The following is a 20,119-nucleotide window of genomic DNA, read 5'->3' as shown; positions in this document are numbered from 1 at the left end:
CCTTTTTACTAGGAGGAAAAATGAGTACTATAAAAACGGTTGTTTCAAAAGAATACGAAGGAAGAAAAATTAGAGAATTTTTAAAAGAGGAACTAGGATTATCATCTAGGTTAATTAGAAGTGCTTCAATAGATAAAAGGATTTTTGTAGATAATAAAGCTGTAAAAATGAATTATGTTCTGAAAAACAATGAAGAAGTGATAATCGATTTAGTAAAAGAAGAAACTCAAAATATAGATCCAGAAGATATACCAATAGATATTGTATATGAAGATGAAGATATAATAGTGGTGAATAAGGGACCTAATATGGTGGTTCATCCAACAAAAAGATATCAAAGTGGTACTTTAGCTAATGCCTTAATGCATTATTTTAAAGAAAGTAATCAAAAGTGCATTGTTAGGCTTGTAAGTAGACTAGATATGGATACATCTGGACTTATTATTATAGCTAAAAATCAATATGCACATATGGAATTATCTAAAGAAATGACTTTAAATAATGTTGAAAAAAGATATCTTACAGTTGTGCACGGACATATGGAAAATGATGAAGGAACTATAGATTTACCGATATATAGGCCAGAAGAAGAAGGAACTATAAGAAGAGTTATTGATGAAAGAGGACAGAGAAGTATAACTCATTATAAGGTTATAGAAAGATTTAACGATTCAGATTTAGTTGAATGCTTGTTAGAAACAGGGAGAACACATCAAATAAGAGTTCATTTAAGTTCATTAGGACATCCGATTTGGGGAGATACTTTATATGGATGTGAAGAAGATGGAAAAGTTATAAACAGGCAAGCGCTTCATGCTTATGGATTAGATTTTAAATCTCCAAGAACTAAAAAGGAATTAAGTCTTAGAGCAAGAGTTCCAGAGGACATAGAAAAGCTTATAGAATATTTAAAGTAATATATGGTTATACAAATGTAGTTATCTTTTTTAAAATTAAGGTAACTACATTTTACTTTTTAAATTTGCACTTAGATGCAGAGATGTAGTTACTTTTTTATATATAAAAGTAACTACAATGTATATTTTACTAATAAAAGAAAAGTGTGTTGTAAAATGACTTATAAATCATTTTACAACACACTTTTCTTTTATTATGACTTCAAGCTTATTTAAACCTAGGTCTTCTTCTTCTAAGATTTTTTCTTTTTATAGATAAAAATAAGTATCTAATAAGAATTACTAAAATAACTACTACAACTACAACAATGACAATAAATTTAGGTGTAGTTACTAAATTAGACAATTTTTCTTTTATCTTAACCTGACTATTATATTCTCTATTAGCTCCACTTACCAAATCTAAGGACGATATAGTTTCTCCATTAATATTTATTTTAGCTTTTAAAAGAATATCCCCTTTATTTATATTTTTCTTACTTATATCCTTTTTTGAATAATCTACAGTATATGAAGGTATTCCTTCTGATTTAGATTTAGTATAATATAAATCCTCTTTAGCCAGTAAAGGGATAGATATATCATCATTAATTTTATATGTATCAAGCACATCATTTTTATTGATAAGCTTTATAGTTTCAAAATTATCAAATCCATAATTAAATAACGGACCTATATTTGTATAAAAGTTATCCTTATCTGTAGCATTTAATAATGCTGCTACTAAAAATTGTCCATCTTTCATAGCAGTAGCGGTGTATGTATGATTTGCTTCTGGAGTATATCCATTTTTACCAATATAAGCATATTGATAATAATAAGGAGTATATTCATTAAATAGCTGGTTTCTATTTGTAGCCCATTTTTCACTACCATCAGAAAATGGATGATTTACATATTTGTGAGATTCAGTTTGCGCAATTCTCACAAGGTCTTCGTTTTGATAAGCAGCCCTCATTATAAGTGCTAAATCATAAGCTGTAGTAACGTGCCCATCTTCGTGTAAACCACTTGGGTTTTTAAAATTTGTATCTAATGCACCAAGCTCTTTAGCTTTAGCATTCATAAGTTTTGCAAATTCTTCATTAGATCCAGAAACATGTTCAGCTAATGCTTCAGCGCAGTCGTTACCAGATTCTAATAAAAGGCCTAGCATAAGTTCTTCAACAGTATAAACTTCTCCTTTAGCTATACCAATTGCAGATCCATCTACTAGAGTTGGTTTTTCACCAATAGTAACTTTATCAGTTAACTTTGTATTTTCTAGAACAACTAATGCTGTCATAACCTTAGTTGTTGAGGCAGGCTCATATTGAGTATGCTCATTTTTAGAATAAATAACCTTACCTGTTCTTCCATCCATTAATACTGCACCTTCAGAATATACTTGAGGTAATTCAGTAGCCTTTACATTTACAGCAAAAACACTGCATATAAAAGCAGTGAATAGGAAGATTTTTCTCATAAATTTTTTCATATTAATTCTCCCATAATAAACTTATTACATATAGACAAAAATATTTTATCAGAAATAAGGACATCATTCTATATTTTATGAATAATTAAGTAAATTTTAGTTAAAATGTTAATAAAAAGTTAATAATTAAGATAAAGATTTATCAATTAGAGGTGATTTATGGATAAAAAAATGGAAAAATTTTTAACAAAGAGAAATATAGTATTAATTATACTAGTCTTCATATGTATATTAACATCATTTATCTTGTATGGAAGAAATAAATCTAAGGTATTTAAAGATGAATATATGAAAAATATATTTGTAGATGAAGAATCTCATGCTGAGGATAGTGCAGAAGTAAGTGCAGAGCCTATTAAAGAAGTAAATGGAAAAAATAAATCTCCCCAAAGCACTAAAATGATAGTTGTTGAAATAAAAGGGGAAGTTGTTAATCCAGATGTTTATGAAATAAGTGAAGGAAGTATAATTAGGGACTTAATAACTAAAGCTGGAGGGCTAACTGATGAGGCTAACATAGAGAAAATAAATAGAGCGGATAAATTAAGAGATAATCAACTTATAGTTATACCAAATAAGAATAACTTATCAAATGCAAATGTTAATGATAATACAAATATTAATAATGGGAGCACTTCAGAAAATGGAGTCATTAATATTAACACTGCCACTTTAGAAGAACTTCAAAAAATAAATGGAGTAGGAGAAGTTAAGGCAAAAAGTATAATTGAGTACAGAGAAAAAAATGGAGGATTTAAATCAATAGATGAAATGAAAAATATAGAAGGAATAGGTGATAAGACTTTCGAAAAGATGAAAGATAAAATAACAATATAATCCTATAAATTATAAAATATGTTATATTATAGATTTGATATTTGTGATAAAATTAATTATATAACTATCTAAATTGAAGGGGGAATGGGATATGGATATAGTTTTAAGTACACTTATGAACTTAGGATTAAGTTTATTATTTGGGGCAGTCGGAATATTGGTATTGGTAATTGGATACAAGATATTTGATGCAATAATACCAGCTGATTTTAATAAAGAATTAGAGAAGGGGAACATAGCAATAGCTATATTTTTAGCAGGAGCTTTAATTGGAATAGCAATAATAGTATCACAAGTTGTAAAATAATTAGTAATAAAATGGGCAGAGAAAATTTATCTTTGTCCATTTGCTATTATGGCAGTTATGTGACAGAGGCTTTTAAAATAGCCACTTTAGTGTTATAATAAATTGGATTTAGGAAACTATAAATACATAAGATTAAAAAATCCTAGGGGGGATTATTATGATAAGAAAATTTTTAATGATTGTAATTAGCGGAATAATGGCTACATCATTAGTGGCGTGTAGCGGAAATTCAAATGATAAACAAGCAAAAACAGTTCAAGAACCACCTAAAGTTGAAGAAAAGCAATTTATAGGTGAAGGTGTATGGGCAGAAGATTATACAAAAGACCAAGTGACTATTTTAAATGATGAAATAATGTCAAGAATAGAAGAGGTGGCTACTTTTTATGACTTAGAATATTCTAAGGAAGAAAAAGTTACAGAAGAAAATGGAGAAACAATTAACGATAACCATATATATATAGACAATTTAAATCCTGAACCAAATAGAATGGAAAGTATGTATTATGGATTTAAGATGTATGGGGCAGATATGGCTAGTGGAAGCTTAAATCTAAAGATAGGATTTAAGTTAGATTTGGACCAAATAAAAACTGAAGACAAATTCAATTTTGAAGAAACATCCATAGCATTATTTTCAGAAGCTATGACAAATAATCCAGAAAGAGATTACTCAGAATTAGATAATCAAATAAAAGATATAGTTGTAAACCAAAATAGTAATGGAACTATAGAAACAAATGTAAATGGATTAGTAGAAACAATAACGATAAAGGATGATTTCTTATTATACAAATTAGATTCTAAAAACTATGATTTTAAAAAATAGTACATACTTTAACTTTTAATTTAGGAGGATATAAAATTGGTAGATAGAGAAGATGTAGTAATGAATAATGAAGAGGGAATGGCTAATAATGAAATAATTAATAATGAAGAGGTAAATAACGAAGAGGTAAATAACGAAGAAGTAAATAACGAAGAAGTAAATAATGAAGAAGTAAAAGAAGATGGAAAGGCAGTTAAGTTTATAAAAAGACTTTTAGCTGCAACTATAGATCAAATAGTAGCTATAGCATTAGCTTTACTTTTATTATTAGTTTTTGACTTTTTATTAAAATTCGCAGGTTTTTACATTGCACAAAGACAACCAATGTTCTTGATAATATATGTAATAACTAATATTCTATATAGCACAATTTGTGAATCAACAAAGCTTGGAAGAACTATAGGAAAAAAAACAATGTTAAAATAAACATTAATTAGGAGATAGCATGAGAAAAGGAAGTACAGTACAAGTTAAAATAGATAAAACAGAATTTCCATCCGTTGGAGTAGGCACTTTAGAAGGAAAAAAGATATATGTAAAGGGTGCTTTCCCAGGACAAGTGGTAAGTGGTAGAGTAAAGAAGAAGAGAGAAGGATTTGCAGAGTTAAAACTTTTATCAGTAGATGAAAGAGCAGATTATGAGATAGATGCATCTTGTGAATACTTTGGAGTTTGTGGTGGTTGTACATCACAAAACTTAACTTATGATAAGCAATTAGATTTACTAAGTGAAGAAGTTAAGGCATTATTTGAAGATGCTAATATACCTATGGGAGAGTATTTAGGTGTTGTAGGTAGCAAGGAACAATGGGAATACAGAAATAAAATGGAGTTTACCTTTGGAGATTTCGAAAAAGGTGGAGAATTAACTTTAGGCATGCATATGAAAGGAAAATCATTTGGAATTATAACTGTTGATAAGTGCTTAATAGTTGATGAAGATTTTAGAACTATAATAAGAGAAACTGTAAATTATTTTAAGGATAAGGAATTACCTTATTATAGAGTTATGAAAAGAGAAGGCTACTTAAGACACTTAGTTATAAGAAAAGCAATAAATACTGGTGAATTAATGGTTAATATAGTCACTACGACGCAAATAGATTTTGACTTATCAGAGTATGTAGATTTACTAAAATCACAAACTTATAAAGGAAATTTAGTATCTATATTACACACTGAAAATAATTCCTTTTCAGATGCTGTAATACCTGAAAAAGTAAATTTATTGTTTGGAAAAGACTATATAACAGAAAATTTATTAGGTTTACAATTTAAGATATCACCATTTTCATTCTTCCAAACTAATACTAAGGGGGCTGAAAGCCTTTATAGTATAGTTAGAGATTTTATGGGAGAATCAAATGATAAGGTTGTTTTTGACCTTTATTGTGGAACAGGAACTATAGGTCAAATTGCAGCTTCGAACGCTAAAAAAGTAGTTGGAATAGAACTTATAGAAGAAGCTGTAGAAGCAGCAAAAGAAAATGCAAAGTTAAACAATTTAAATAACTGCGAGTTCCTAGCAGGTGATGTTGCAGAAATAATAAAAACTGTTAAAGATAAGCCGGATATCATAATCCTAGATCCACCAAGAAGTGGAGTACATCCAAAAGCATTAGAATATGTAATTAAATTCAATGCTAAGGAAATAATTTATGTATCATGCAATCCAAAAACTTTAGTAGAAAACCTAAAGGATTTAATAGATGCAGGATACAAAGTTGTCCAAAGTACAGTTAAGGATATGTTCCCTAACACTCCTCATGCGGAGGTTGTTGTTAAGTTAGTGAAATAAATACAAGAGTTAAGCAAGATAATTGCTTAACTCTTTTTTTTATAGTGTATTTGACTAGACTAAAGTTTCTTCAGTAATTCCACAATTCCACAATTCCACAATTCCGCAAGCCCTCCTAAAGATATATAAAAAATTACATTTTCTACTTTTGTACGTATACCTGATTCATGACTAGCATCGTGAATCAAAGATTCAATTGTAATATCATTTCTAATGTATAGAGATCCAATGTTTTTAGGAGCATAAAGTTTATGTTCTGCCTAATGGATTTAAAGCTGTAAGTTTAGAGGGAATTGCATATGAGTGGATTGATCAGTATGGAGATGAGTAGATATATATTTTTTAGGTATATATAAATTAAGAATACTTATTGAATGATAACTTTAAAAATTAATTTAGTTCCGTGGAAACGAATTATGATGAATAAAATAAATGAATATATAATATAAATATTTTGTGATTGTAAATAACAAATTTGAATTTGTTATTTTATTATATGACGATAGAAAACTTTTATTTTTTACTGAGAGTATCATTGTTAGTAGACAAAGAAAATTTTTTAGAAAGGATGTGATCTAGAAGTTCATGTAATAACATAGGAAAAGCAATTTACTGAAAAGAAAATGACGTAAAATATAAAAAAAGTAATTATAAAAGGTAATATTCAAGTAGTATGTAGGTGAGTAGCAACAAATAGAAATATTTTGGTTTTTAAAGTAACTAAATAAATATAATTAGGGGGAAATTTAATAATGAAAAAAAGAGGATTAAAATTATTTTTATCATCATTGATGTGTTGCACACTTGCGCTTTCAGTTGTAAACGTAAAAACAACACAGGCAGCTACAGACTACTGGCAAAATTGGACTGATGGCGGTGGAACAGTAAATCCTGTTAATGGTTCAGGCGGTAATTATAGTGTTACATGGTCAAATTGCGGTAATTTTGTTGTTGGTAAAGGATGGAATTCGGGATCATACACTAGAGTAGCAAATTATAATGCTGGTCAGTTTCAACCTTCTGGCAATGCATATTTGACTCTATATGGATGGACAAGAAACTCACTTATAGAATATTATGTTGTTGATAACTGGGGAACTTATAGACCTACAGGAAATTATAAGGGTACTGTAACTAGTGATGGAGGCACATATGATATATACCAAACTACTAGATATAATGCACCTTCAATAGATGGTACTGCAACTTTCCAACAATTCTGGAGTGTTAGGCAATCAAAAAGATCACTTGGTACTAATAATTCTATAACTATGAAAAATCATGCTGATGCATGGGGAAGTAAGGGAATGAGTCTAGGCTCTAATTGGTCTTACCAAGTAATAGCAACAGAAGGATACCAAAGTAGCGGAAGTGCTAATGTAACAGTGTGGTAATGGCCTTTCTAGAAATAGGAAATTTATTGTTAACAAACTATTTTTAGAGTTACTAAGAATGCTTTTTATTGATTGCTACGGCTAATTAATATTATAAGCAAAAGTTATTAATTAAGGTAAAATCAAAAAAATAACGAATCAAATTACAACTCTATTTTCCGAAATATTGCACTAATACATTCATATAATAAGCCTTTTTATTAGGCTAATATAGATTCTTATCGTACGAAATATATATGATAAATTTGAATTGTTATTCTATATACCTAAAAGAAATACTTATCTGCATATTACTTAAATATTATCTAAAGGAAAATTTAAAGGAGATATATCAATGAAAAAATTATTGATTATATTTACAATTACAATAATGGTTGTTTTGGGAGTGAAATCACAAGCAAAACCTAATGACCTTGTATTAGTTAAAGGTGGAACTTTCATTAATACAAAGTCTAATTATTATGGGAAGGATGTAACAATATCGAACTTTTATATTGGGAAATACGAAGTAACTCAAAAAGAATGGATTGATGTAATGAGAAGTAATCCATCACAATTTAAAGGAAAGAATTCGCCTGTAGAAATGGTGAGCTGGTATGACTGCATTGAGTACTGCAATAAAAGGAGCATAAAAGAAGGATTGAAGCCATATTACAATATAGATAAGAATAAAAAAGATCCGAATAATAAGAATAATAATGATGATATAAAGTGGACAGTATCAATTAATGAAGGAGCTAACGGTTATAGATTGCCAACAGAAGAGGAATGGGAATATGCAGCGGGCGGAGGGCAACTTAGTAAGAGTTACACATATAGCGGAAGTAATGATTCAGATGAAGTAGCATGGAATTGGAGAAATGCTGGAGATGAATATCTAGCAGGAGACTGGAACTGGCCTGCTATAGAAAAAAACAATAATAAAACTAAATCAATTGGAAAGAAGAATTCAAATGAATTAGGTCTTTATGATATGTCAGGTAATGTAAGGGAATGGTGCTGGGATTGGTATAAAAGCTTTGATATTACTAGTATCTCAACCCGAGTTTGTAAAGGGGGCGGATGGATTGGTGATGTCATCTGTTGCGAGTCTTCTTTCATAGGAAAGTACGATGCAAATGGTAAGGGGCCAGATCAAGGATTTCGTGTATGTCGTAGCGAGTAGAGGTGAAATTACTTATATTATAAATTGATCATATGTTACTAGACTTAAATAAAAGATAAATCCTTTTTATTTTACATTAGCTTCTCCAAGGGGAGGTTATATAGGTGTATAGAATTCCTTCGTTCTCTATTTAAGTATGAAGGAATTCCATACAAGCGTTATCATAAATATAATTTCCGATATTTAATATATCTTATTAATGTAGAAATATATTATTTAGTTGTATATAATTAAATAATATATTTGAAAGTTTATAGTATATGAGATTGCTGTCAAGTTTGAAAAAAATATACTAGAAATTGCAATTTCTAGTAACATAAAATAATAAATATGTAAATTTGTTATTCTCTCGTATAAGTAAGAAGAATATATTTTGAATGCTATGTAATATAGATATAAATATAGTTACTGTAGATTATATTTAAGAATTCACATCATAAGAATCAGAAGCAATTTCTATAAAATACTCTTCATCTAATATTTTATAATACTTACCTGTTTTACTTAACTTACCATTATTACAAAAAGCATTGAGAACTCTTAATAAATGCCTATAACTAGTACATAAAAGTTCAGCACATTCAGTTAAATTATAGTGAAAAATATTATCTTTAGAGTTTTTTAGTATAAATGAAGCTAAACGATTTTCCAATGAATCAAACATAGTGATACAAGTATTACTATTCATATAGCTAAGCCTCTCGCCAAGGTTCATACAAGTATATCTTAAAAATTTCACATCATTTAAAAGAATTTCTCTATATCTTATAAGAGATATTCCTATACAGTATCCATTAGTGGTAGCTTGAACTGAAGCAGTAGGTGCTTTTTGCCATAGGCTGCAGGTTTCTCCTAAAATTTGTAGGGATTTAAAATGAGAAACAAACATTACTTTTCCAGAGCTAGAATGAGAAAAGACTTTCATTTTCCCGCTGACCAAAAAAAACAAATAATCCGAACATTCACCTTCATTTATTAATATATCACCTTTATTGAAATGGAAAAAATCCATTTTATCAATCATATCATTTGAAAATATATCTAAAATGTTAGTTTCACTCACATATTTATTAAAAAGAGAGTTACTTTCAATTTTTTCCATAAGACCTCCAAATATATAATATTATTAAGTAATAAATATTTTATCATAAGGTTCTTTAGCATTCAATTAGTCTAAAGGTTTTAATTAGATAATTAAATAATAAAGCAAAGTGTAAAAAATATCCTGTTGAAAATCACGAACGTTTTTGATAAAAATAATATGAATATATAGTTTTTTCGAAAAATATGACCTATGTCATATTTTTTATGTTCAACAATTATTATAATAAAGGCATAAGTTGAATACGGAGGATGAGTTATGAAAAAAATCATGAAGAAATTTACTATTTGTTTATTATTTATTATGTCAACTCTTGTTTTTGCAGGATGCTCTACATCAGCTAATGGTACATCAGTTGAAAACGCATTTTCTAACGGAGATTATTCAAAATTAAGAGTAGCATTGATTTCAGACACAATTGGAACAGAGCAATTTATTCTTCAAGCTTATAATGCATTAAAAGATGCAGCAGATAAGTATGGATTCCAATGGACATCAATTGAATGTACAGACACAGCTGCTTGGGAAGAAAATACAAGAGCAGCATCAAATGAAGGTTATGATTTAATAATAGGTATTGGTTGGCAAGCAGCAGATCCATTTAGTGAAGCAGCAGATGAATTTGAAAATACTAAATATGCGGTTATAGATACAACAGCTTCTAATGAGAAGGTTACAAGTATAGGATTTAATGAAGCAGAAGGTAGTTATGTACTTGGAACTATGATTGCAACAGCTTTTCCAAATGAAAGTTTATATGGATATGTCTCATCATTCCAATCACAAGCTACATATAAATATAGATATGGTTTTGCAGAAGGCGTAAAATCTGTTAATCCAAATGCAAAGTTTATGTATAACTATACAAACTCTTATAATGATACAAGCTTAGCATATGAATATGCATTACAACAAAAAGCAGCAGGAGCAAATTTCATATTTGGGGGAGTTTCTGCTAGTGCAAATTCAGGTATATATCAAGCAGCTCTTGAATTAGAAAAGAAAGGTACACCTATTTATACAACAGGATTAAGCATTGACCAAACAACAGCTGATAATAAACATATTATTGGTGGATTAATAAAGAATACAGCAGCATGTGTAAATACTGTAGTTGATGAATTCTTAGCAGGAGAATTAAAAGGTGGAGCACAAATACTTGGATTAAAAGAAGGTGCTTTTGGAGTTGTAGGAGTTTCTCCAGAAAATATGAATTACAGAAATACTGATGTTATAACAGATGAAGTTATTTCAGTAGGAAAAGAAACAGCTGACAAATTTATATCAGGAGAGCTTTCAATTGAAGTTCCTGAAGAAGCTTCAAGATAATAAAATAATAGATATATTATATTTAGTTAAGGGCTTTAGCAGTTTGCTTTGCCCTTGTTTTATGCTTGAAACCACTTAGAAAGGAAGAGATTTATTATGCTTTTAGAAATGAAAAATATTGTTAAAAAATATGGAAATGTATTAGCTAATAATGGGATAAATATAAATCTTAACAAGGGTGAAATTCTGGCTATAGTAGGTGAAAATGGAGCTGGAAAATCGACAATAATGAAAATACTCTATGGATTAGAAAGACCAGATTCAGGTGAAATATATATTAATGGAAAAAAGATGGACTTTCATAATCCTTCAGATGCTATGGAACAAGGGATTGGAATGGTTCAACAACATTTCATGCTTTTTAATTCAATGACAATTGCAGAAAATATAGTTTATAAGAATGAAATTAAAAATGGAGTGTTCTTTGATTACAAGAAGAATATTGAAGTAGTAGAAGAACTTTCTAAGAAATATATGTTAAAGGTTGATCCAAAGGCTATTATAGAAGATTGTCCTGTTGGACTTCAACAACGTGTTGAAATTTTAAAAATTCTATATCAAAATGCAGATATTATTATATTTGATGAGCCATCAGCAGTTCTAACTCCTATTGAGGTAGACGAGCTTTTAAAAACAATGAAACAATTAGCTAAGCTAGGAAAAAGTATAATTATTATTACTCATAAATTAAATGAAGTTATGGAAGTTTCAGATAGAGTTGTAGTAATGAGATCTGGGGAAGTAGTAGCAGAAAAACTTAAAAAGGATACAAACATAGAAGAATTATCTTATCTAATGGTTGGAAGACAAATATTAACAAGAGTAATTCCAGATAAAGAGACAAATGAATTAGTATTAGAAGTTAAAGATTTAACTTTAAATGGAGAACACCAAAAGAAAATATTAAATAAGATTAATTTACATATAAAAAAGGGCGAGATTGTAGGTATCGCAGGTGTATCAGGAAATGGTCAATCAGAGCTTATAAGATGTATAACTGGTCTTGATCACGTGGATTCAGGAGAAGTAATACTTAATGAAAAGAATATTACAAATAAAAAGGTAATGGAAATTAGGGATGCAGGAATTGCACATATTCCAGAAGATAGATATTTCTGGGGAAGTGCACCAGAAGCTACTTTATCAGAAAATGCTTTAATGGGATTTGAAGATAAAGATGGGTTCTCAAAAAGAGGAATATTAAATATTAAAAAGGTTACAAGCCACGCAACAGAATTAATTTCTAAATTCCTTGTGAAAGCTGATTCGCCTAATCAAAAGATTAAAGAACTTTCAGGTGGTAATGCACAAAAACTTATTGTAGCAAGAGAAATTGCTATGGACACACCGCTTCTTATTGCATGTGAACCAACAAGAGGAATAGATATTGGAGCTATGGAGTTTATTCATGACCAACTTGTGGAAAAAAGAAATAATGGAGATAGTGTTTTACTAGTTTCTTCAGAATTAAGCGAAATAATGAGCTTAAGTGATAGAATTTATGTTATTTATGAAGGCGAAATTGCTGGAGAATTTAAAAGAGGAAGTATCGATGAAAAAAGACTTGGTCTTTTAATGGTAGGAGGAAAAACAAATGAAAAGTAAAAGTTCATTAGCAAAAAGTAAATTTATTACTTTATTTGAACCATTAAAACATCCATTACAAGCAATAGTTGTTGGATTAATATTAGGTGGAGTAATTATTGCTTTTTCAGGATTTAATCCTTTTGAAGCAATTATAGGAATGTTTAAAGGTGGATTCGGTTCACTGTACTATTTAACAACTACTTTAACACGTTCAGTTCCTATTATTTTTGCTGGTCTTGCAGGAGCCTTAGCTTGGGGATCTGGATACTCAAGTCTTGGTGCAGCAGGACAAATGGTTTTAGGAGCATTTACATCAGCAGTTGTGGCTGCTAATTGCCCAGGACCAGCAGTATTTGTTGTAATTGTAGCTCTTATTACAGGGGCAGTGGTAGGGATATTATATTCAATGCTTTCTGCTTATTTAAGTGAGAGATTTAAGCTTGATTTACTTATAATAACTCTTATGCTTAATTATGTTGCAGATTATATTGCATCATATTTTACAACATATGTAGTAAAAGATCCATTAGCAGTAGATTCTTCTGCTATTCAAACACAAAAGTTAACAGATACAATACTACCCAAGATATTTAAGGGTTATTCATTACATTGGGGATTTGTAATTGCATTAATTGTAGTATTATTAATACTATTTATCATGAAGAAGACAAGCTTTGGATACAAGGCCAAAATGGGAGGATTAAATTCAAACTTTGCAAATTATGGTGGAATTAATAGTACAAAGATGATGTACTTTGTATTAATGTTAAGTGGAGCTATAGCAGGTCTTGGAGGCGCTTGTGAGGTTTTAGGTTCAAGATATCGTTATGTAGACTCTATGATAACATCTCCAGGATATGCATGGACAGGTATTATAGCCTCATTAATGTCTAGCAATCATCCTATTGGTATTTTAATTAGTGCTATATTCTTGGCTGGGATTACAACAGGTGGTAGCACAATAGAAAGAAGTATGGGAGTGCCATCAGAAGTAACTACAATTATTCAAGGAATTATAACTTTATTAATTACTGCAAAGTTTGTGGTTAAGTGGTATAAGAAAAAGAAAAATATATCAACTAAGGAAGGAGTTCAATAAAAATGGAATTGAATATAGATTATTTAGCAGTAGTAGTAAACTCTACTATTCGTATGATGACACCTATTTTATTAGTAACTCTTGCAGCAGCAATATGTACTAAAGTTCGTATTTTTAATATTGCAATGGAAGGAACTATGCTAACAGGAGCATTTTTTAGTATTGTTGCTAATTACTATACTCATAATGTATTTTTATCTATCCTTGCAGGAGCAATAAGTGGAATGATTGTTTCAGCAATAGTTGGTTTTTGTATCATTAAGCTAGAGGCTTCTCCAGTTGTTGTTGGTATGGCGACTAATACGATGATGGGTGGCGTAACTACATATTTACTTTATATAATATTTAAGACTAAAGGAGTATTTACTGATCCAAGCTTAGTTAGTCTTACAAAGATAGACATACCTTTTGTTAAGGATATACCAGTACTTGGAACGATGCTTTCAGGTTTAACAATAATTGATTATTTAGCATTTATACTAGCGATTGGAATGCATATATTTTTATATAAAACAGTTTTAGGATATAGATTAAGAGCAATAGGAATAAATAAAGAAGCAGCAAGAAGTCTTGGAACTCCAGTAGAAAAATATCAATTCCTTACAATAAGTTTATCAGGTTTATTATGTGGTCTAGGCGGAGTTTTACTATCAATGGGAAGTGTAACTTTATTTATACAAAATATAACTTCAGGACGTGGATATATAGCCATGGCCGCAAATAATTTAGGAAGATCAAATCCGATAGGAGTATTATTATCAAGTTTATTCTTTGGATTTTCACAAGCAGCAGGAAATGTACTTCAAAATACATCTTTAAAAACACAAATAACAGCATCTATTCCGTATGTAGCTACAGTAGTTGCTTTGGTTATATTTAGCATAAGGAATAGAAAAAAGAAGGTTAAAAAGGTGTAGCATGATATTTTTACACTTATCAGATGTTCATTTCTTAAGAGAATATAAAAAAGAGGATTCTGGATATAATTCAATTTTTAATAATATGACTAACCCAATTATTCAAATAAAAAGAGTATTAGAAAAAGTAGATAAAAGTACTTTAGATTTTATTATGATTACTGGGGATCTAGTTGAATCGGGAAAAAGTGATGATTACAGATGTCTAAAAGAAAACTTAGATAGTTTATTTGGAGAAATTCCTTATATCGTTACATTGGGAAATCATGATAATAAAAAGGAGTTTTATAAAGGATGGTTTAATGAAGAATCAAAGGATGAGCCTTATAATACTACTATGGAAATAGGAGATCTTAAGATAATAAGCTTTGATAATTCTGAATATCATAATAGTAATGGAATTATAAATTTAGACAGATGTAAATGGCTAAAGAATGAATTAGAGAAATCTTCAAAACAGGATGTAATTCTCATGCTTCATCATCATCTTTTAAAAGAACAATTTAATTTACCATCTGTTAGTTTTAATAGAGAGTTTGAAGAAATTATTAATAAAAGTAAGATTAAGGGTATATTTTCTGGACATACACATCATCCTTACAAAGGAATTTTTGCTGGAAAACCTTACTTTACATCAGGGAGTCTTTCTTTCGTTGGATATGATGAATATGATGGAAGTGTTAGATTTGAAGAGGAAACTAGATGTAATCTTTGTAGATATGAAAATGGTGAAATGTTTGTAGAAGTTATAGATGCTTTAGAGAAAAGTGAATTTTTAACATACGTTAAGTTTTAATATAATATTTAAATTTATATTTTAAAGGATTTTTAAATTCAAAATTTTAAGAGTATTAATCATGCATTAAGTATATGGAGCTGTTTGTAACAGCTCCATATTTTTGTATTTAGAATACCATAGGTTCGACCTGTGGTTCCGGAAAGCTTCTAGCGGTGAGTAGAAATAGAAAAAACTCCGTTGTAAAATTATAAGAGTGTTCTTATAAAGTTATTTTGCCACCTTTACCCAGGTCTAAAACTACAGTAGCTTCATTAAAACTAATTTCATAAACATCTAACATTTCTCCAAATTTTTCTATTATATCATCATAGCCTGGTAGTTTTTTTGTAAACTCATCCTTTAATTCATATATTGTTAAATTACTTTTTTTGACTGTAGCATTCTTTACTCTAATATGCTCACTGCTTTCAAGTGATAAAGGGATTGTTGTAAATGTTACTATATTATTTTGTGAAAGTTCCAATGTCTTTGGATGGCTTCTAAAGGATGAAAAGTATACAACACCTTTATTTTGAGGGTTATTACAAAAGTTTACTATTCTAACATTTGGTATATTATCTACACTAGTTGCTAAGGCAATCCTATTCGTTTCATTTATTACTCTAATGAATTCTTGTATTAATTCCATTTTAATTCTCCTTTTTAAGTTATTTTTATTATCAATACTCATTGATCAATGTAAATTTATTTTATCATATAACCATGACATCATTATGTCATGGTTATATGATAAAATAAATTTAAATATGGGATGATAAATAAGAGGTGATTTCAATTGAAGATAGATAGGCTTGTATCAATTATAATGATATTACTAGAACGTAAAAAGATAAGTGCATCAGAGCTTGCAGAAATGTTTGAAGTAACACCAAGAACTATATATAGAGATATAGAAGCGATAAGTTTAGCCGGGGTTCCTATAGTCACATATCCTGGAGTTAATGGTGGGATTGGAATTATGGATGAGTATAAGATAGATAAAAAGATTTTTACCAAATCGGATATAGCAACGCTTTTAATAGGTCTTAGTAGTATATCATCTACCTTTTCAAAGGAGGAAATTAGAGGCACTTTAGCAAAGATAAAAGCATTACTTCCAGAGGAGCATATGAAAGAGGTAGAGTTAAAATCAAATCAAGTTTCTATTGATCTTACTCCATGGATAGGAAATAAAGATTTCAAAACTAATCTTGAAGAGATTAAAAAGGCTATGAATGATAAAAAGATTTTAATCTTCAATTATTTTGATAGTAATGGCAAAAAGAGTAACAGAAAAGTTGAGCCTTATCAGTTGATATTAAAGGAATTAAATTGGTATTTACAAGGGTATTGTATTTCAAAACAAGATTTTCGTGTGTTTAAGCTATCTCGTATTTCAGAACTTAAGGTTATTGAAGAAAGCTTTATTACAAGGGAATTTAATTTAAGATCATTAGGTTCTTGGGACTACATAGAAAAAAATATTATTATGATAAAACTTTTAGTGGACGAATCCCTTAGAGAAAAAATGATAGAGCATTGTGGTGAGGAAAATATTAAGACCTATAAAAATAATAAATTACTTATAGATTTTCCATTTATTAATGATGATTTTGGATACAATCTTTTGCTTGGTTTTGGTAATAAATGTGAATGCTTAGAACCTATTAGTATACGACAAGAACTTATTAAAAGAATAAAAAATATGTTAGATATATATAATTAGTTTAAGCGCCAGTTAGGTGCTTTTTTTATTTTATAATATTAATATAATAATAAAGAATTTTATGTGTTAAATTTATATACACTTATAGAATATTATTTGTATAATAAAAAGATATTTGATAAGATTTATTTGTATAAAAATATATATATTGGAAGATGTATATATAATTGAAAAGTTTAATACTAGGAATATTATGGGGGAAATTCAAGGAGTTTAATATGATAAAGAATATATAAAATAAGTATAATTATTATATAAATTTATAAGTAAGGAGAAGGCAATGAAGAAAAAATACATTAGTATTCTTATAGGAGCATTAATACTTAGCACTTTTATAGGAGTTTATATATACAAAAATTACAACATAGATACTAATGGAGTAATTCCGAATATTGTTAAAAAAAATAGATATGATGCATCAAAGGAAATTAGTGATGCATTAAAAAATTTTGATATTACAAAAAAATCAGAAGTTATAACAAATATAGATACTAAATCAAATATAATTTCTTTATCATTTGAAGGAATTAATAATAAAGAAACTATGCAACAAATAGTAGATTTACTAGATAAATATAATGTTAAGGCTACTTTTTTTATTCCTGGAATAAAAGCTGCTGAAGATTCTAGTATAGTTGAAAGTATTAAAGAAGGTGGACATGATATAGGAAGTGGAACGCTTTCAGAAATTAATAATATGGAAAACTTGCCAAAAGAAGATTTAATTTCAGATTTTTCTACTACTAATAAAATTTTAAAGACTATTACATATACAACTCCTGAATTATTGAAATGTAATTCAACAATTTATAATGATAATATACTAGCTTCTGCTTTTGCAGCGGGAAATAAATATGTTGTTAATACAGATCATTATTTAAGTTATCAAAGCTTTAAGAATTATGAACAAGCTTATGGGTATATAAAAGGTTTATTAAATGGAACTATTTTATCTATAAAATTAGATGGGGTTCTTAATGATTTTGAATATAATAAAGAAATTTTAGAAGAAAAGCCAGCTATAGATAAGGAAGCAGGTATAAAAGAAAACACAGTAGATAAAGAAGAGGAAAGAAATATTACTGAAATAGTAGAATGGGTATTAAAAGCTATTAAGGAGCAAGAAAAATTAGCAGTTAAGATAAAAGAATTTCCAAGTATTAAAAAACACAATGAATTATTAAATAATAACAAGCTGAATGATACAACAATAGGAAATATGAATGATAACAATAGTATTAATAATGATAATTATGAAGAGAATAAAAATAATGTGGATGAGATTAATTTTAAAGAGTTAATAGATAAAAATAATGGGATGATTTCCCCTATAGTTTCAAGATTTTATACGACTCAAGAAGCTTTATCATATACCTTTAGAGGAGTAAGCAATGAGATGGTGTTAGATAAGGTATTAGCAAGTCTTGATAAGTATAATGCAAAAGGAACATTTTTTGTTACTAAAAATGAAATAATAAACTATCCAGATAGAATAGAAAAGATCTTAAGACATGGACATGAAATTGGAAATGGCGGAATAACAGTTAACTCTAATTTATTAGATAAGACTTCTGAAGAAATATGTAAAGAAATATATGAAGTGGATAAGTTATTAAAAGAGAGAGGTATATTAACTAATTCATATATGCCTGGATATGGCTATTCGAATTCTAAAGTTCAAGAAGCAATATCTGCAATAAGTAGTATTAAAGGTTTTGAAAATTATGAATTAATTACTTATACAAAGGCGCCGATTATACACAAATACAAAGATATGAATGCAGAGCAAATTATAAAAGACTATTTTAATGTAAATTCATATCTTTCATTAAGTAAAGGTGAAATAGTATATTTTAGATTAGATTCTGATTTGTTTAAAGATGATAATGTAGTTCCAAATTTGATTGAGTTACTAACAGAGAACTATGTAAAAAATGGTTATGCTCATAGATATAGTAATGAACTGCAGACATATTTATTAGATAAAAAGCCTTTAAATTACTCAGTAGTTCCATTGAAGAATATACAAAGTAATTTTGAAGGTCAATCAAATTTTGGAAGATATAATATTGTAACTAACATTAGATCTATGAAAATGAGATCTTATGAGGAAGCTTTAAAGATGATAAATACTAACTATATAGGAAATAAAGATGTTAGTTTAGAAGATTTTAGTGATGATGAGAAGCTAAATATTGATAGGACTGGAACTATAGACACTAATGGTGAAAGTGTTATATTTTTTACATTTGATGATTGGGGCGGAGATCCGATAGTAAATGAAATATTGGATGTTTTAAATAAGCATAATGTTAAAGCAACATTTTTTACTATTGCAAAGTATTCAGATGTTAATAGTGGTATATCTAACATTAATCCAAATTTGCTTAGAACTATTGCATTAAATGGTCATGATATAGGAAGTCATAACTATAATCATGAGCTGTTAGATACTAATAAGGCAGAGTTAAAAAAATCATTAATAAAGTCTTATGAGGTTATGTCAAATGTTATAGGTGATTTAGATTCATTAAGACAGTATTTTAGACCACCAACATTATTAGTAAGAAAAGCAGGATTAGAAGCAGTATTTGAAAGTGGATACAATTATTCAGTCGGTGCCAATATTTCTACACACGACTATGAAAGTGCTTCTTCACAAGAAATTTTAGATGCAATTGAACCTAAGTTAGTAGAAGGAAAGGGTAACATAGTTATAATGCATTTTAATAATCAAAGCTATTATACTGCAGAAGCTTTAGATAAATTTCTTACCAATAATGAAAATGGAGTGTATGGAACGAAGTATAAAATTGCGAAGCTAAGTGATTATTTAGAAAAGTAAAAGTACAAGAAG

General features: G+C 28.6%; 18 protein-coding genes. 15 read left to right on the top strand and 3 right to left on the bottom strand.

All coding sequences use genetic code 11. From position 1 onward, the window contains the following. Window positions 1-20 precede the first annotated feature (20 nt). On the top strand, window positions 21-917 hold the full coding sequence (locus I2A75_RS01410; protein WP_195262685.1) for an RluA family pseudouridine synthase: 897 nt from the start codon (window positions 21-23) through the stop codon (window positions 915-917). A 208-nt stretch (window positions 918-1,125) separates the two neighbouring features. Here the strand turns inward: I2A75_RS01410 and I2A75_RS01405 are convergent, their stop codons facing one another. Next, on the bottom strand, window positions 1,126-2,394 hold the full coding sequence (locus I2A75_RS01405) for a D-alanyl-D-alanine carboxypeptidase family protein (protein WP_195262684.1): 1,269 nt from the start codon (window positions 2,392-2,394) through the stop codon (window positions 1,126-1,128). A gap of 159 nt (window positions 2,395-2,553) precedes the next feature. Here I2A75_RS01405 and I2A75_RS01400 point away from each other — a divergent pair, with 159 nt between their 5' ends. The 7 genes from I2A75_RS01400 (at window position 2,554) to I2A75_RS01370 (ending at window position 8,724) form a co-directional block, all read left to right on the top strand. After that, on the top strand, window positions 2,554-3,231 hold the full coding sequence (locus I2A75_RS01400) for a helix-hairpin-helix domain-containing protein (protein WP_195262683.1): 678 nt from the start codon (window positions 2,554-2,556) through the stop codon (window positions 3,229-3,231). 91 nt (window positions 3,232-3,322) lie between these two features. Continuing rightward, a complete protein-coding gene (locus I2A75_RS01395) occupies window positions 3,323-3,538 on the top strand; it encodes a DUF350 domain-containing protein (RefSeq protein WP_195262682.1) in 216 nt (71 codons plus the stop codon). A 157-nt stretch (window positions 3,539-3,695) separates the two neighbouring features. Next, a complete protein-coding gene (locus tag I2A75_RS01390) occupies window positions 3,696-4,367 on the top strand; it encodes a hypothetical protein (RefSeq protein ID WP_195262681.1) in 672 nt (223 codons plus the stop codon). Between the two features lie 36 nt (window positions 4,368-4,403). After that, window positions 4,404-4,793, top strand: a complete 390-nt coding sequence (locus I2A75_RS01385) for an RDD family protein (protein ID WP_195262680.1) — start codon at window positions 4,404-4,406, stop codon at window positions 4,791-4,793. Between the two features lie 19 nt (window positions 4,794-4,812). Beyond that, window positions 4,813-6,165, top strand: a complete 1,353-nt coding sequence (gene rlmD, locus I2A75_RS01380) for a 23S rRNA (uracil(1939)-C(5))-methyltransferase RlmD (RefSeq protein ID WP_195262679.1) — start codon at window positions 4,813-4,815, stop codon at window positions 6,163-6,165. Between the two features lie 752 nt (window positions 6,166-6,917). Continuing rightward, complete coding sequence (locus tag I2A75_RS01375; RefSeq protein WP_195262678.1) at window positions 6,918-7,559, top strand: glycoside hydrolase family 11 protein; 642 nt, start codon at window positions 6,918-6,920, stop codon at window positions 7,557-7,559. 334 nt (window positions 7,560-7,893) lie between these two features. Further along, on the top strand, window positions 7,894-8,724 hold the full coding sequence (locus tag I2A75_RS01370; RefSeq protein ID WP_195262677.1) for an SUMF1/EgtB/PvdO family nonheme iron enzyme: 831 nt from the start codon (window positions 7,894-7,896) through the stop codon (window positions 8,722-8,724). Between the two features lie 421 nt (window positions 8,725-9,145). Here I2A75_RS01370 and I2A75_RS01365 read toward each other — a convergent pair whose 3' ends face one another. After that, window positions 9,146-9,826 (bottom strand): cyclic nucleotide-binding domain-containing protein, encoded by a 681-nt coding sequence (locus I2A75_RS01365; protein ID WP_195262676.1) that lies wholly within the window; start codon window positions 9,824-9,826, stop codon window positions 9,146-9,148. A gap of 258 nt (window positions 9,827-10,084) precedes the next feature. Between I2A75_RS01365 and I2A75_RS01360 the strand changes: the two genes are divergently transcribed. The 5 genes from I2A75_RS01360 to I2A75_RS01340 all read left to right on the top strand — a co-directional run bounded on the left by I2A75_RS01360 (window position 10,085) and on the right by I2A75_RS01340 (window position 15,554). After that, window positions 10,085-11,155 (top strand): BMP family ABC transporter substrate-binding protein, encoded by a 1,071-nt coding sequence (locus I2A75_RS01360; RefSeq protein ID WP_195262675.1) that lies wholly within the window; start codon window positions 10,085-10,087, stop codon window positions 11,153-11,155. A 108-nt stretch (window positions 11,156-11,263) separates the two neighbouring features. Further along, window positions 11,264-12,760 (top strand): ABC transporter ATP-binding protein, encoded by a 1,497-nt coding sequence (locus tag I2A75_RS01355; protein WP_243241913.1) that lies wholly within the window; start codon window positions 11,264-11,266, stop codon window positions 12,758-12,760. Beyond that, window positions 12,750-13,841 (top strand): ABC transporter permease, encoded by a 1,092-nt coding sequence (locus tag I2A75_RS01350; protein WP_195262673.1) that lies wholly within the window; start codon window positions 12,750-12,752, stop codon window positions 13,839-13,841. The genes I2A75_RS01355 and I2A75_RS01350 overlap by 11 nt, the downstream gene beginning before the upstream one ends. A gap of 2 nt (window positions 13,842-13,843) precedes the next feature. Then, entirely contained in the window at window positions 13,844-14,758 is a 915-nt protein-coding gene (locus tag I2A75_RS01345; protein ID WP_243241910.1) for an ABC transporter permease, read from the top strand. Window position 14,759: 1 nt separating this feature from the next. After that, the gene (locus tag I2A75_RS01340; RefSeq protein WP_195262672.1) at window positions 14,760-15,554 is read left to right on the top strand and encodes a metallophosphoesterase; all 795 of its coding nucleotides are present in this window, start codon (window positions 14,760-14,762) and stop codon (window positions 15,552-15,554) included. A 202-nt stretch (window positions 15,555-15,756) separates the two neighbouring features. On the opposite strand, the gene I2A75_RS01335 is transcribed toward I2A75_RS01340, so the two are convergent. Beyond that, window positions 15,757-16,185 carry a pyridoxamine 5'-phosphate oxidase family protein gene (locus tag I2A75_RS01335; RefSeq protein ID WP_195262671.1) on the bottom strand — a complete coding sequence of 143 codons (429 nt, stop codon included), beginning with the start codon at window positions 16,183-16,185 and terminating at the stop codon, window positions 15,757-15,759. Window positions 16,186-16,332: 147 nt separating this feature from the next. Here I2A75_RS01335 and I2A75_RS01330 point away from each other — a divergent pair, with 147 nt between their 5' ends. Next, window positions 16,333-17,262: a YafY family protein gene (locus I2A75_RS01330; RefSeq protein ID WP_195262670.1), complete on the top strand. Its 930-nt coding sequence runs from the start codon at window positions 16,333-16,335 to the stop codon at window positions 17,260-17,262. Window positions 17,263-17,542: 280 nt separating this feature from the next. Beyond that, window positions 17,543-20,107, top strand: a complete 2,565-nt coding sequence (locus I2A75_RS01325; protein ID WP_195262669.1) for a polysaccharide deacetylase family protein — start codon at window positions 17,543-17,545, stop codon at window positions 20,105-20,107. Window positions 20,108-20,119 lie beyond the last annotated feature (12 nt).

It is taken from the genome of Clostridium sp. 1001275B_160808_H3, assembly GCF_015550425.1.
In the GTDB taxonomy this organism is placed as follows: Bacteria; Bacillota; Clostridia; order Clostridiales; family Clostridiaceae; genus Clostridium.
Note: the sequence above shows the minus strand (reverse complement) of the source record. Positions and strands in the feature narration are given on the sequence as shown.